The following is a 13,905-nucleotide window of genomic DNA, read 5'->3' as shown; positions in this document are numbered from 1 at the left end:
CTCAGGCAGGTGCCGTTTTTTTGCCCGTGATTAATGCCTGGGCTTTGCCCGCAAAGAAACTACCGCGGCGTTCAGCCGATCACTTCCTCGCCGCCGCCCACGACTTCAGCAGCTGGTCGTAACTGACTGTCTCGCCCTGGGGCTTTTCGTTGGCCAGTTTTGGCTTCGGTGCACCCGGCTGGTCGAACCAGTACTGGGCATCTTTCTCCGGGTTCAGCTTGGGTGCACAGGTCGCCTGGGCATTGGACCGCTGCAAACGCTCCATCATGCGGTCCTGGTCGCGAGCCAGGCCATCCAGCGCTTGTTGTGGGGTCTTCTCGCCACTGGCCACTTCAGCAATGTGGCTCCACCACAGCTGCGCCAACCGTGGGTAGTCCGGCACGTTGGTACCGGTTGGTGTCCACTGCACCCGCGCCGGGCTGCGGTAGAACTCCACCAGCCCGCCCAGCTTGGGTGCCAGCTCGGTCATGGCCTGGGAGTTGATGTCCGACTCGCGGATCGGCGTAAGGCCAACGATGGTCTTTTTCAGCGACACGGTTTTGGAGGTGACGAACTGAGCGTACAGCCACGCCGCCAGCCGTTGCTTCTCGGGGGTGGACTTGAAGAAGGTCCACGAACCGGTGTCCTGGTACCCCAGCTTCATCCCCTCCTCCCAGTACGGCCCCTTCGGCGAGGGCGCCATGCGCCACTTTGGCGTGCCATCGGCATTGACCACTGGCAACCCCGGCTTGGTCATGTCGGCGGTAAACGCCGTGTACCAGAATATCTGCTGGGCGATGTTGCCTTGGGCTGGCACCGGGCCGGCTTCGGAGAAGGTCATGCCCTGGGCTTCCTTGGGCGCGTAGGCACGCATCCAGTCCACGTATTTTTGCGTGGCATAGACGGCGGCGGGGCCATTGGTATCGCCGCCGCGGGTCACGCTGGAACCCACCGGGTGGCAGTCCTCCACGCGAATGCCCCATTCATCCACCGGCAAGCCATTGGGCAGGCCCTTGTCGCCGCCTCCGGCCATGGAGAACCAGGCATCGGTGAAACGCCAGCCCAGCGACGGGTCTTTCTTGCCATAGTCCATGTGGCCATAGACGCGCTTGCCGTCGATTTCCTTGACGTCTTCGGTGAAAAACTTGGCGATGTCCTCGTAGGCCGACCAGTTCACTGGTACACCCAGCTCGTAGCCATATTTCTCTTTGAATTTGGCCTTCAGCTCGGGTCGCTCAAACCAGTCGGCACGGAACCAGTACAAGTTGGCGAACTGCTGGTCCGGCAACTGGTAGACCTTGCCGTCAGGCGCGGTGGTGAAAGAAATGCCGATGAAGTCCTTCAGGTCCAGGGTGGGTGATGTGTAGTCCTTGCCCTCATTGGCCATCAGGTCGGTGATCGATTCCACCTTGCCGTAGCGAAAATGCGTACCGATCAAGTCGGAGTCGTTGACCCAGCCGTCATAGATGTTCTTGTCCGACTGCATCTGCGTTTGCAGCTTTTCCACCACATCGCCTTCCTGCAGCAGGTCGTGGGTCAGCTGGATGCCGGTAATTTCACTGAAGGCCTTGGCCAGCACCTTGGACTCGTATTCATGGGTGGTGATGGTTTCGGACACCACGTTGATCTTCATCCCACGGAACGGCTCGGCGGCCTTGATGAACCACTTGAGTTCGGCCAGTTGCTGTTCCGGGGTCAGGGTCGATGGCTTGAACTCGCTGCCGAGCCATTTTTTTGCCGCATCCTCGTACTGGTCGGCCCACGCCGAGCCCTGCACGCCGGCCAACACCAGCAACGCGGCCAGGGTCAAATGTCGCGTGTTGTGCTTGTTGTCGAACATTGTGATCTCCCGTTTCAGTTATTCCCAGGGCGCTCGCTTAGCCCCAGCGCAGCACCACCACCAGCCACGCCAGCGACAGCAGCGAGGCTACCCACAGTGGCCACTCGCTGACGCCCACCACCAGCAAATGCAGGTAGGCGCTGGCCAGCAGGCCGATGAACAGACGATCGCCACGGCTGGTGACGAGCGGCAGAAAACCACGCCGCTCCACACAAGGGCGGCGCAACTCCAACAAGGTCATGCACGACAGCAGCACACCGATGGCGGCGAAGAACAGCGCCGTCGGCAGGGTCCAAGCCATCCACTCCATTACCGGCCCTCCTCACACCCGGCCCAGGGCAAAGCCCTTGGCCACATGGTTGCGTACAAACCAGATCACCAGCATGCCCGGCAGAATGGTCAGTACCCCCGCCGCTGCCAGCACGCCCCAGTCGATGCCCGAGGCCGATACGGTACGGGTCATTACCGCAGCGATCGGCTTGGCATTCACCGAGGTCAGGGTGCGCGCCAGTAGCAGTTCTACCCAGGAGAACATGAAGCAGAAAAACGCGGTCACGCCGATGCCGGAGCCAATCAGCGGAATGAAAATCTTCACGAAGAAACGCGGGAAGCTATAGCCGTCGATGTAGGCCGTTTCGTCGATTTCCTTGGGCACGCCCGACATGAACCCTTCCAGAATCCACACCGCCAGCGGCACGTTGAACAGGCAGTGGGCCAGGGCCACGGCGATGTGGGTATCGAACAGGCCAATCGACGAATACAACTGGAAGAACGGCAGCAGGAACACCGCCGGCGGGGCCATGCGGTTGGTCAGCAACCAGAAGAACAGGTGCCGGTCACCCAAAAAGCGATAACGCGAGAAGGCATACGCCGCCGGCAGCGCCACCAACAGCGAAATCAGCGTGTTCAGGCACACGTAGTACAGCGAGTTGATGTAGCCGCTGTACCAGCTGGCATCGGTGAAGATCACCCGGTAGTTGTCGAGGGTGAAGGCCTGCGGCCATAGGGTCAGGCCGCCGAGGATCTCGGTGTTGCTCTTGAACGACATGTTCAGCAGCCAGTAGATCGGCACCAGCAGGAAGAAAAAATACACCAGCAGGGCCAGCGATTTGCGCGTACTCATGGCCTAGTCCTTGTCGGCATGGGTCATGGCTGTATAGAACAGCCACGACACCAGCAGGATGATCAGGAAGTACACCAGCGAGAATGCCGCCGCCGGGCCCAGGTCGAACTGCCCCACGGCCATGCGTGTGAGGGTCTGGCTGAGGAAGGTGGTGGCGTTACCGGGCCCGCCACCGGTCAGCACGAAGGGCTCGGTGTAGATCATGAAGCTGTCCATGAAGCGCAGCATCACCGCAATCAGCAGCACGTTCTTCAACTTGGGCAACTGGATATGGCGAAACACCGCCCAGCCCGAGGCGCGGTCGATGCGCGCGGCCTGGTAATACACGTCGGGGATGGCGCGCAGCCCCGAATAGCACAGCAACGCCACCAGCGACGTCCAGTGCCACACGTCCATCACCAGCACGGTCAGCCAGGCGTCGAACGGGTCACCGGCATAGTTGTAGCTGACCCCGAGCTTGGCCAGGGTGGCGCCGAGCAGGCCGATGTCGGCGCGGCCGAAAATTTGCCAGATGGTGCCGACCACGTTCCACGGGATCAGCAACGGGATGGCCATGACAATCAGGCACACCGAGGCCATGCGCCCTTTGGTCGGCATGGTCAGGGCAATGCCGATGCCCAGCGGGATCTCGATCAGCAGCACGCAGGCGGAATAGATGAACTGGCGTAGCAGCGCATCATGCAGCGCCGGGTCGCGCAGCACCTGGCGGTACCAATCGGCGCCGACAAAGTAGCGGTTGGACTGGTCGAAGATGTCCTGCACCGAGTAATTGACCACCGTCATCATCGGCACCACGGCACTGAACGCCACCAGCAGGAACACCGGCAGCACCAGCCACCAGGCCTTGTTGTTTGGCACCTTGTTCATGGCCCGGCCTCCAGCAGCACATCGTCGACGTACAGCATCAGCCACTGCGCCGGCAGGCTGACCCAGGCCTGGGCCACGGGCAGCGGGCGGTCCTCGCCCAGGCGAGCCTTGAGCGCGACACCGCCCAGTTCGAGGGTGACGATGCGGTAGGTGCCCAGGTCCTCGACATCCAGCACCCGTACTGGGTAGGCGTCATCGAACGGGCTGTCCCACAGCTGCACGAATTCTGGGCGGATGCCCACCTGCAGGCGCCCACCCGGCGTGTTCGCCAAGCGCTCACGCAGGCCATCGGGCAGCGGCAGGTGAACATCGCCGAACACCACCCCGTCCGCTGCGGCGCGCACCTCGATCAGGTTCATCCCTGGGCTGCCGATGAAGTAGCCGACGAAGGTATGCCGCGGCCGCTCGAACAATTCGCGCGGGGTGCCGAACTGGACGATACGCCCGCCGTGCATCACCGCGATCTTGTCGGCGAAGGTCGAGGCCTCCAGCTGGTCGTGGGTGACGTAGATCATGGTGATGTTGAACTGCTCGTGGATCTGCTTGAGCTTGCGCCGCAGCTTCCATTTCAGGTGTGGGTCGATGACCGTCAACGGCTCGTCGAACAGGATCGCCGAGACGTCATCGCGCACCAGGCCACGCCCCATGGAGACTTTCTGCTTTTCGTCGGCACTGAGGTTGCGCGCCTTCTTGCGCAGCACGGCTGCCAAGTCGAGCACCTCGGCAATTTCCTCCACTCGAGCACGCACCCGGGCTTCGTCCAGGCCTTGGTTGCGCAAGGGAAACGCCAGGTTATCGAACACCGTCATGGTGTCGTACACCACCGGAAACTGGAACACCTGGGCGATGTTGCGCGCCTGTGGCGACAGCTGGTTGACCGGTTTGCCGTCGAACAGCACCTCGCCGTGGGACGGCGTCAACAGCCCGGAAATAATGTTGAGCAACGTCGACTTGCCGCAACCCGACGGCCCGAGCAAGGCGTAGGCCCCGCCCTGCTCCCACACATGCTCCAGCGCATGCAGGGCGTAGTCCGCCTCGCTGCTGGGCTGGCGGCTGTAACTGTGCGCCAGTTGGCGCAGGCGGATTTCGGCCATCACCCCCTCCTTGCCTGGCGCAGCCCCGGGGCCTGCACCAGCGCCCCAGCGTGGTCGAACACGAACAGCTTGTGCGTGGGGATGAACACGCGGATCGGCGTGTCCACCTGGTATTCGTGCACCCCAGGCAGGTGCAGGGTCATGCGCCAGTGGTCATTGCGCACATGCAGGAAAGTCTCTGAACCACTTATCTCGGCCAGCTCCACCAACACCGCCAGCTCCAGGTCATCGTCGTGGGCCGGTACCAGGGTGATGTGGCTGGGGCGCACGCCAAAGCGGTAATCACCCTCGGCCAGTGACTGCAAGTCGGCATTGCGAGCAAAGTGCACGGCCTGGGCCAAGCTCACCTCGTTGCCGCTGATCCGGCCAGGCACCAGGTTGATCGGCGGCTCGGAAAACAACTCGGCGGCCAGCACGCTGCGCGGCCGTTGGTAAACCTCGGCGGTAGGCCCGTGCTGCACGATTCGGCCCTGATGCACGAGGGTGGTGGTGCCGCCCAGCGCCAGCGCCTCGTTAGGCTCGGTGGTGGCATACACGGCAATGCACTGGCGCGCTGCAAACAATGCGCGCAGCTCCTGGCGCAGACCCTCGCGCAATTTGTAGTCAAGGTTCACCAGCGGCTCGTCGAACAGAATCAGCGAAGCATCCTTGACCAGCGCCCGGGCCATGGCCGTGCGTTGCTGCTGGCCACCGGACAGCTCCAGCGGCGAGCGCTGCAGGTAGGCTTCGATGCGCAGCATCTCGGCGGTTTCCTGTACCCGCTGACGGATCTGCACCTCGGCCATGCGCGCCTGGCGCAACGGTGAGGCGATGTTTTCGAACACGCTGAGGGTGGGGTAATTGATGAACTGCTGATACACCATCGACACATTGCGCTTTCGCACCGGTACGCCAGTCACGTCCTGGCCATCCATCAGCACGCGCCCCCGGTCCGGGCGGTCGAGCCCGGCCATCAGGCGCATCAGGCTGGTCTTACCGGCCAGGGTACGCCCGAGCAACACGTTGAACGAGCCGGGCTCGAAACGCAGTGACGCATCAACGATCCAAGCCTGGTTGTCGACGCTGCGGCTGACCTGCTCCAACACCAGGGACATGGCGTGGCCTTCTTGTAATTGTTGTCTGCCGGTCACAGCCAGTTTCGTGCCACTTATGCCCCGACGCTCTGGCCCAAGGCCTGGGCGGCAGCGCCGGCAAACCACGGGTTCGCAAGTGAACACAATCACTGAACAACTGAACAGTTGCCGGTTTGACAATGAACAACCCTGGACAACACTGAACAGCGGTCGGCCCATAACAACAACCACACAGGACAGCCCATGGCCGCTTCCGCTTCGACCCATGCCCAGCTGATCCAGGCCTCTTGGGCCCGCTGCCGCGAGCATGGCCTGCAGCCGCAGCAGGTGCCGGACTTCGACTGCCTGACCCGCGCCGAACTGAGTGCCCTGCTGGAGCGCCGCCAGGCCCTACTGCGCCTGACCCGCGAAGAGGTCCTGCCGCAATACGCGCACCTGCTGGGCAATGCCAGCTACCTGGTGATGCTGGCCGATGCCAATGGCTGCCTACTGGACACCTGGGGCTCGCGGCGTTTCATCGAACCGCGCCAGCAGCATGGCTTCAGCGCGGGTGCCCACTGGCATGAGCGCGGCGTCGGTACCAACGCCCTGGGCACCACGCTGGTCTGCGCGGAGGCGATCCACGTTGCCCAGGATGAGCACTTCCTGCGCCAGAACCGCTACCTGTCCAGCGCCGCCGCGCCGCTGTTCGATGCCGCACGGCAACTGGTCGGGGTGCTGGATGTGGCCAGCGACGGCTACCTGCCGGCCAGCCAGACGCTGGGCTTGGTGCGCATGATGTGCCAGAGCCTGGAAAACCGCCTGATCCTTGCCGAACATGCCGACCGGCACGTCCAACTGATGTTCAACAGCGCCTCCGACAACCTCGACAGCCCCTGGGCCGGCTTGCTGGTGTTCGATGAGCACGGGCAGGTGCTGGCCGCCAATCACCGGGCCGACAGCCTGCTCGGTGGCAACCCGCTGCGGCACAACATCGAGCAACTGTTCCAGTTACCCCTACAACAACTGCTCAGTCACCCCCGGCAACAGCCCTTCGCGTTGCAGGCCCCCGGGCGCAACCGCCTTCATTGCCAGTGGCAGCCGCCGCGCGCAGCCAACCCGCGCCCCGCTGCAGGCAACAGCGAGCCACGCCTGACGAAGGCTCTGGCGCAGGCCGGCCTGCTGCTGGAAAAGGACATCCCAGTGTTGGTGCAAGGTGAAACCGGTGTGGGCAAGGAAGTGTTCGTCGACACCCTGCACCGCGCCAGCAGCCGCGCCAGCCTGCCACTGGTGGCCGTCAACTGCGCGGCGATCCCGGCCGAGTTGGTGGAGTCGGAACTGTTCGGCTACGACAAAGGCGCGTTTACCGGCGCCAACCACAAGGGTAACCCGGGGCTGATCCGCAAGGCCGACCACGGCATCCTGTTTCTCGACGAAATCGGCGACATGCCCCTGCCCACCCAGGCCCGCCTACTGCGCGTACTGCAGTCGCGCAGCGTCCAGCCGTTGGGCAGCGGCGAACCGGTGGCGGTGGATATCCGCGTGGTATCGGCGAGCAACCGCGACCTGGCCGAAGAAGTGCGTGCTGGGCGCTTTCGCCAGGACCTGTATTACCGCATCGCTGGGCTGGCGGTGGTGTTGCCGCCGCTACGCGAGCGCGCTGACCGGCGGCAGTTGATCGAGCAGGTGCATGCCCGTTACCGCGAACCTGGGCAGCCTGCGCGGCTGCCTGCGGCCATTATCGACCTGCTCGACCAGCACCCTTGGCCGGGCAATTTGCGCGAGCTGGTGAGTGTGCTGCAAGTGGCGTTGGCCTTGGCCGGCAACGGGCCGGTCGGCCTGGAGCACTTGCCTGAGGGCTTTCTGGCCGAGGCGCAAGTGCCTGCGCCGGTCGCCACCGAAGCGGCAGACCTGCAGACGCTGGTGGCGCAAGCCAACGGCAACCTCTCGGCGGTGGCCCGCGGGCTGGGGATCAGCCGCACCACGTTGTACAAGCGGTTGCGTGAGCAATGATTGCCTTAGCTGGATGAACGACGACACCCTGCACATTGACAAACGGGTGGCGTACCCGGTGCTGGCCGAGATCAAGCCCCTGGCCCTTTAACGCCACATCAAGGGTCGCACCACTGCGGCGGCTGCCGATAGGCCTGCGCCCAGGCCTCCACCTCACTGACTGGCATCGGCCGGGCAATGCAGTACCCCTGTGCCAGTTCGCAGCCTAGGCCCATCAGTACCCGGCCGTGCTCGACGGTCTCCAGCCCTTCAGCAATCACCTCGCGGCCAAACGCCCGGGCCAGGCCAATTACCGCTGCGGTCAGCGCCAGGTCGTCCTGGTCATGCAAGATGTCGCGCACAAACGACTGGTCGATCTTGATCGTCTGGGTCGGCAAGCGCTTAAGGTAGTTCAGCGACGAATAGCCGGTGCCGAAGTCGTCCAGGGAAAAGCGCACGCCCAGCGTGCGGCAGGCGTCAAGGCAACGGCTGACGTGCTGCAGGTTGTCGATGGCCACCGACTCGACAATTTCCAGGTCGAGCCGTGCCGGGTCCACTACCGGGTGCGCCGCCAGCAACTGGCGCAAGCGCTCGGCAAAGTCGCTGCGCTGCAAATGCCGCGCTGCAATGTTTACGCTCAAGGACCAGGGCCGCCCTTGGCGCTGCCAGGCCTGCAACTGGTTCAGCGCTTGGTTGAGCACCCATTCGCCAATTTCGACGATCAGGTCGGTCTGCTCTACCCAGGGCAAGAAATCGCCCGGCGGTACCAGGCCGCGGCCTGGCCGCTGCCAACGCAGCAAGCCCTCGAAACCGAGCACCTGGCCGCTGCGCAAGTTGACCTTGGGCTGGTAATACAGGCACAGCTCGCCGTTGTGCAGGGCCCGGCGCACCCGCGCCACGGTCTGGTGAGTAGCCTTGAGCTCCTGCTCCTGCGACACGTCGAACAGGTGATAGCGGTTACGCCCGCGCTGCTTGGCCACGTACATGGCCTGGTCGGCGTGGCGCACCAGGGTATCAGCGTCTTCGTCGTCTTGCGGGTACAGCGTCACGCCGATACTGGCGCTCAGCGTCAGGCTGTGCTCGCGCACCACATAGGGCGCTGCCAAGGCCCGCAGCACCCGGCGTAGCGCCGCATGCAGCTGGCGGTCTTCGTCGACATCGCGCAAGATCAGCACGAATTCGTCCCCCGACAACCGCGCCACGGCATCGCCACCGCGCAGGATGCGCTTCAGGCGCTGCGCCACTTCGACCAGCAGCAGGTCGCCCGTAGCATGCCCGTAGCCATCGTTGACCGCCTTGAAGCCATCCAAGTCGAGCATGCACACCGCCAGCGGGATACCTTCGTGGCGCGAGTAGGCCAGGGCTTGGTTCAGCAGGTCGGACAGGTAGGCGCGGTTAGGCAGGCCGGTGAGCACGTCATGGCCCACCCGCCATTGCAAGGTATGCAGCAGCTGGCGCTTTTCGGTGACGTCGAAGCGAATCGACACGTACTTGCGCACCTGGCCGGTAAGCGGGTCAACCAACGGCACCATGGTGCTGTCGACCCAGTACAACGAGCCGTCCTTGGCTCGGTTGCAGATCTCGCCCTTCCACACCCGGCCGGCGGCCAGCGCCCGCCACATGCCGACAAAAAACTCCGGCTCGTGCAAGCCGGAATTGAGGATGCGGTGGTTGGCCCCCAACAATTCCTCGCGGCTGTAGCCCGAAATGCTGCAGAACTGCTGGTTGACGTAAGTGATGTTGCCACGCAGGTCGGTTTCGGAAAAAATTGCGGCCGCGTCCACGGCCGCGCGGTAGTTATCATCCATAAAGCATCCTGCCTTAGCGGTTGAAGCGTTCCACGAGGGCGCGCAATCCGGCGCACACCTCTTCCAGTTCGGCGCCGCGCGAAGCCGCGGCATTAGCGCTGTGGGCGCTGTGCTGGGCAATGCCAGCCACGCCATTGATTTGCCGCGAAACGTCTTCGGCCACTGCCGACTGCTGCTGCGAGGCCGTGGCCATCTGCTGGCTCATGTCACTGATACGCTGCACTGCCTGCCGAATACCATGCAGCGCCTGCTGGGCTTGCTGCACCTGGGCAACGCCCTGCTCGGCACCGTCGATGCCCTGGCTGGCGATGGCCACCGCTTCCTCGGCACCGCTGCGCAATGCGTCGATAATAGCTTGGATGTGCAGGGTCGACTGCCGGGTCTTGTCAGCCAATGCCCGTACTTCGTCGGCGACCACGGCAAAGCCGCGGCCCTGCTCGCCAGCACGGGCCGCCTCGATGGCCGCATTGAGGGCCAGCAGGTTGGTCTGCTCGGCGATGCCGCGGATCATGCCGGTGGCCTCGGCAATAGAACCGGTCTGACCCGCCAGCTGGGTGACCGCCTGGTTGATCTGGGCCACGGTACCCGCCAGGGTGCGAATTGCCGCGCCGCTGGCATCGGCCACCTGGCTGCCCTGCTCGGCCAGCAGGTGCGCGGTGTGGGCCTCGGCGGCGGTCAGCTGCACATGGTTGGCCACTTCACCGATGGACCCAGCCATCTGGTTCATGGCGGTGGCGCTCAGGTCGGTTTCCGCACGCTGCTCCAGCAGCGCTGCCTCGGTACTGCGCGACAACTGCCCGGCATCGTGGGCGGCCACGGCCATTTGCGCGGCGAGGTCGCTCAAACGCGTCAGCGCGGTTTTTAGCCGTGCCTCCCCGCTGATCAACATCAATTGCAATTGCCCGGCGGCACCGGGCAGGTCGCTGTAGGTCAAGGCTGCAATCGGGTCGGCAAAAATACCCTCGGCACCGTGCACAACCTGCTGCATCTGCCGCCCGACGGCATTGCGCGCCCACAGCCCATAGGCTACGAACAGGCCCAGGGTCAGGCCCTGCCCCACCAGGCCCGGCCACAGCTGGTTGGCGCCCAGCGCCAGCAGCCCGCCCGCCAGCGGCAAGGCCAGGGCTTGCGCCAGCAATGTCAGGCGGTGTGGCCATGCCAACATGGCCTGGCCGTTACGTAGACGCGCGTACAGGGCCTCGGCACGGGCCACCTGCTCCCGCGTAGGGCAGACCCGCACCGATTCATAGCCCACCACCCGCCCGGCTTCGAGGATGGGCGTGACGTAAGCATTGACCCAGTAATAGTCACCGTTGCGGCAGCGGTTTTTGACGATGCCCATCCAGCTCTTGCCGGCCTTCAGGTAGCGCCACATCAGCTCGTACACCGCCGGTGGCATGTCCGGGTGGCGCACCAGGTTGTGCGGGCTGCCAATTAGTTCAGCCTCGCTATAACCGCTGATGGCGGCGAATTCGGGGTTGCAGTAAGTGATCAGGCTGGCGGTATCGGTAGCAGAAATCAGCCGCTGATCAGAGGGGAAACGTTGCTCGACCGGGGTTACCGGAAGGTTGAGACGCACGATGAGACTCCATTCATATAATCGCCAGGAGCCTGTCCGCAGGCGATTATCGGGATGAAAATTCCCTCAATCGGCCGTTAAGTGACTCCCCGGTCGGGCGCGGATTCTACGAGTTCAGCCACATAAAGCAAATAAACCTTACGAATCATAGCGTTATCGAAAAAATCGACGTTGGCTTGGCGCTTGGCAAGCCGATTGCAACTCTGCCGTTGGCGTTGGCCAAACCCCGGTCTAATTCCAGTGCACAGCCCCGGTGGGAGTGGGTTTATCGGCGAATGGCCGCAACACAGCGCGACCTGCCTGCGTGCACCGAACTAGAGCCGGGCAGGTCAAAATGCCCCACAACTGGTCAGACCGGTAAGGCCAAAAACCCTTGCATTCTCGGATTTTTCGCGCTTTTATGGCTTCGCGCTGAACAAACCGGTAAGACCACAATAATTAAGTCCTGCGCTCTTTCGCCCCGTGCGGCTACCGAAGCAAGGACACCGACCAGAGATCCCTACCATGCTCAAATGGTGCTCGCGTTCGATATTCCTGCAAGTCGTACTGGGCCTTGCCCTCGGCATCGCCTGCGGTCTCAGCTTCCCCGACCTTTCACTGCAACTCAAACCGCTTGGCGACGGCTTCATCAAGCTGATCAAGATGCTCATTGGCCTGATCGTGTTTTGCGTGGTGGTCAGCGGTATCTCGGGTGCCGGCGACCTGAAAAAGGTCGGGCGCATCGGCCTGAAGTCGGTGATCTATTTTGAAGTGCTGACCACCCTGGCGCTGGTGATCGGCCTGGTGTTCGCCTTCAGCAGCGGCATTGGCAGTGGTGCCAACATCCACCTGGACCAGTTGTCCAGCGCCGACGCCAATGGCTTGGCCGAGCGCGGCCAGCACATCCATGGTGCCACGGCGTTCTTCATGGACCTGATCCCCACCTCGGTGATCGGTGCCTTCGCCGACAACAACATCCTCCAGGTGCTGCTGTTCTCGGTGCTGTTTGGCAGTGCGCTGAACCTGGTGGGCGATTCGGCAGCCGGCATCTCGCGGCTGATCAACGAACTGAGCCACGTGATCTTCCGCATCATGGGCATGATCGTGCGCCTGGCGCCGATTGGCGTGTTCGGCGCCATCGCTTTCACCACCAGCAAGTACGGCTTGGAATCGCTGCAACACCTGGGCGGGCTGGTGGCGCTGTTCTACCTGACCTGCGCCGGTTTCGTCCTGATCGTGCTGGGCACGGTGATGCGCCTGTCGGGCCTGAAGCTGCTGCCACTGATCAAGTACCTGCGCGAAGAACTGACCATCGTCCTTGGCACTGCCTCTTCCGACGCCGTGCTGCCTCAAATCATGCGCAAGCTGGAGCACCTGGGCATCGGCAGTTCCACTGTCGGCTTGGTGATCCCCACCGGCTATTCGTTCAACCTCGATGGCTTTTCCATCTACCTGACCTTGGCCATCGTGTTCATTGCCAACGCCACCGGCACGCCACTGGCAATGACCGACCTGCTGACCATCCTGCTGGTGTCACTGGTGACTTCCAAGGGCGCTCACGGCATCCCAGGCTCGGCGCTGGTGATCCTTGCCGCCACCCTCACCGCCGTGCCTGCGATCCCGGTAGTCGGCCTGGTGCTGGTATTGGCGGTGGACTGGTTCATGGGCATCGGCCGGGCGCTGACCAACCTGATCGGCAATTGCGTGGCGACCGTCGCCATCGCTCGCTGGGAGAAGGACATCGACCTGGAGCGCGCGCAGAACGTGCTGGACGGCAAACCCGGCTTCGCCCCTACGCCACGCAAGCAGCCCAACACCCATCAACAGGAATTTTGAGCGAACGTGGCCGGCACTGCTGCCGGCCCTTCCAGGAGCGAACCGTGATCAGCTCATCGACCGTCGTCAACTCAGTGGTGGAAAAACTCCGCCAAGCCCTGGCCCGGGGCCAATGGCGTACCGGCGACATGTTGCCGGGCCAGCGCGAGCTGGCCGAACAACTGGGCATCAGCCGCCCCAGCCTGCGCGAAGCGGTGACCGTGCTGGAAACCCTGGGCCTGGTGCGCGCGCTGCCGGGCAAGGGTGTGCTGGTACTGGATGCCGATAGCGCCGCCCAGGAGCAAAGCCTGGACACCAGCGCCGCAGCCAGCCTGGCCGACGTGCTGGAGCTGCGCTACACCCTTGAGCCCTTCATAGTCGGCCTGGTGGCGCAATCAGCCAACAGCCAGGACATCGGCCAACTGCGCTTAACGCTGATGGACATGCGTGAAGCGCTGGAGGCCGATGACAGCGAAGCCGGGGTCAAGGCCTACATTGCCTTCCATGAAGCGCTGTTCGCCCTGACCACCAACCCGATTTTCCAAAGTGTGGTGCAGCAAACCGGCAATGCGCTCAAGCAGAGCGCCGACATGCTGCGCAACTCCCCAGAGCACCTGGCCGCACGGCTTAAGGAAAACGAAGCGGTGGTGCGTGCCATACGTGAACGCAGCAGTGCCCAGGCCAGTGCCCAGATGCGCCAGCACATCCTGGCCGAAGGGCTGCGCATGGGCATCCCGCTGAACATCCCGGACGAACACCTGCATCCATGACCCCAGG

The 13,905-nt window shown here is 63.4% G+C and carries 11 protein-coding genes and 1 pseudogene; 3 read left to right on the top strand and 9 right to left on the bottom strand.

What is annotated here, in order from left to right; genetic code table 11:
- Nucleotides 1-79: 79 nt before the first annotated feature.
- From DV532_RS08975 to DV532_RS08950, 6 genes are read right to left on the bottom strand one after another with little or no spacing between them, the layout of a single operon-like run.
- Nucleotides 80-1,819, bottom strand: a complete 1,740-nt coding sequence (locus DV532_RS08975; protein ID WP_056800174.1) for an ABC transporter substrate-binding protein — start codon at nt 1,817-1,819, stop codon at nt 80-82.
- Nucleotides 1,820-1,856: 37 nt separating this feature from the next.
- A complete protein-coding gene (locus DV532_RS08970) occupies nt 1,857-2,129 on the bottom strand; it encodes a DUF2160 domain-containing protein (protein WP_056800171.1) in 273 nt (90 codons plus the stop codon).
- Between the two features lie 12 nt (nt 2,130-2,141).
- Nucleotides 2,142-2,942: a carbohydrate ABC transporter permease gene (locus DV532_RS08965; protein ID WP_056800168.1), complete on the bottom strand. Its 801-nt coding sequence runs from the start codon at nt 2,940-2,942 to the stop codon at nt 2,142-2,144.
- Nucleotides 2,943-2,945: 3 nt separating this feature from the next.
- On the bottom strand, nt 2,946-3,809 hold the full coding sequence (locus tag DV532_RS08960) for a carbohydrate ABC transporter permease (protein WP_016714776.1): 864 nt from the start codon (nt 3,807-3,809) through the stop codon (nt 2,946-2,948).
- Entirely contained in the window at nt 3,806-4,903 is a 1,098-nt protein-coding gene (locus tag DV532_RS08955; RefSeq protein WP_056800164.1) for an ABC transporter ATP-binding protein, read from the bottom strand. Before DV532_RS08955 ends, DV532_RS08960 begins: the two co-directional genes overlap by 4 nt.
- The gene (locus tag DV532_RS08950) at nt 4,903-5,997 is read right to left on the bottom strand and encodes an ABC transporter ATP-binding protein (RefSeq protein WP_056800160.1); all 1,095 of its coding nucleotides are present in this window, start codon (nt 5,995-5,997) and stop codon (nt 4,903-4,905) included. Before DV532_RS08950 ends, DV532_RS08955 begins: the two co-directional genes overlap by 1 nt.
- A 222-nt stretch (nt 5,998-6,219) precedes the next feature.
- Between DV532_RS08950 and DV532_RS08945 the strand changes: the two genes are divergently transcribed.
- On the top strand, nt 6,220-7,968 hold the full coding sequence (locus DV532_RS08945) for a sigma-54-dependent Fis family transcriptional regulator (protein WP_056800157.1): 1,749 nt from the start codon (nt 6,220-6,222) through the stop codon (nt 7,966-7,968).
- Between the two features lie 98 nt (nt 7,969-8,066).
- Here the strand turns inward: DV532_RS08945 and DV532_RS08935 are convergent, their stop codons facing one another.
- From DV532_RS08935 to DV532_RS31185, 3 genes and pseudogenes are all read right to left on the bottom strand, one after another.
- Nucleotides 8,067-9,755 carry a bifunctional diguanylate cyclase/phosphodiesterase gene (locus DV532_RS08935; protein ID WP_056800154.1) on the bottom strand — a complete coding sequence of 563 codons (1,689 nt, stop codon included), beginning with the start codon at nt 9,753-9,755 and terminating at the stop codon, nt 8,067-8,069.
- Nucleotides 9,756-9,768: 13 nt separating this feature from the next.
- Nucleotides 9,769-10,920 carry a methyl-accepting chemotaxis protein gene (locus DV532_RS08930; protein WP_372339996.1) on the bottom strand — a complete coding sequence of 384 codons (1,152 nt, stop codon included), beginning with the start codon at nt 10,918-10,920 and terminating at the stop codon, nt 9,769-9,771.
- A gap of 132 nt (nt 10,921-11,052) precedes the next feature.
- Nucleotides 11,053-11,334: pseudogene (locus DV532_RS31185) on the bottom strand (PAS domain-containing protein); the annotation flags it as partial.
- Between the two features lie 504 nt (nt 11,335-11,838).
- Here DV532_RS31185 and DV532_RS08925 point away from each other — a divergent pair.
- The gene (locus DV532_RS08925; protein WP_056800149.1) at nt 11,839-13,149 is read left to right on the top strand and encodes a C4-dicarboxylate transporter DctA; all 1,311 of its coding nucleotides are present in this window, start codon (nt 11,839-11,841) and stop codon (nt 13,147-13,149) included.
- A gap of 44 nt (nt 13,150-13,193) precedes the next feature.
- Nucleotides 13,194-13,898 carry a FadR/GntR family transcriptional regulator gene (locus DV532_RS08920; protein ID WP_056800144.1) on the top strand — a complete coding sequence of 235 codons (705 nt, stop codon included), beginning with the start codon at nt 13,194-13,196 and terminating at the stop codon, nt 13,896-13,898.
- The last annotated feature ends 7 nt before the right edge of the window (nt 13,899-13,905 follow it).

This window comes from Pseudomonas sp. Leaf58, assembly GCF_003627215.1.
Taxonomy (GTDB): domain Bacteria; phylum Pseudomonadota; class Gammaproteobacteria; order Pseudomonadales; family Pseudomonadaceae; genus Aquipseudomonas.
The sequence above is the reverse complement of the archived record's forward strand: the minus strand, read 5'-3'. Positions and strand labels throughout refer to the sequence as shown.

Bases quoted from the DNA above. Each gene is read 5' to 3' on its own strand.
- DV532_RS08975 (WP_056800174.1), bottom strand. From the start codon at position 1,819: ATGTTCGACAACAAGCACAACACGCGACATTTGACCCTGGCCGCGTTG.
- DV532_RS08970 (WP_056800171.1), bottom strand. From the start codon at position 2,129: ATGGAGTGGATGGCTTGGACCCTGCCGACGGCGCTGTTCTTCGCCGCC.
- DV532_RS08965 (WP_056800168.1), bottom strand. From the start codon at position 2,942: ATGAGTACGCGCAAATCGCTGGCCCTGCTGGTGTATTTTTTCTTCCTG.
- DV532_RS08960 (WP_016714776.1), bottom strand. From the start codon at position 3,809: ATGAACAAGGTGCCAAACAACAAGGCCTGGTGGCTGGTGCTGCCGGTG.
- DV532_RS08955 (WP_056800164.1), bottom strand. From the start codon at position 4,903: ATGGCCGAAATCCGCCTGCGCCAACTGGCGCACAGTTACAGCCGCCAG.
- DV532_RS08950 (WP_056800160.1), bottom strand. From the start codon at position 5,997: ATGTCCCTGGTGTTGGAGCAGGTCAGCCGCAGCGTCGACAACCAGGCT.
- DV532_RS08945 (WP_056800157.1), top strand. From the start codon at position 6,220: ATGGCCGCTTCCGCTTCGACCCATGCCCAGCTGATCCAGGCCTCTTGG.
- DV532_RS08935 (WP_056800154.1), bottom strand. From the start codon at position 9,755: ATGGATGATAACTACCGCGCGGCCGTGGACGCGGCCGCAATTTTTTCC.
- DV532_RS08930 (WP_372339996.1), bottom strand. From the start codon at position 10,920: ATGTTGGCATGGCCACACCGCCTGACATTGCTGGCGCAAGCCCTGGCC.
- DV532_RS08925 (WP_056800149.1), top strand. From the start codon at position 11,839: ATGCTCAAATGGTGCTCGCGTTCGATATTCCTGCAAGTCGTACTGGGC.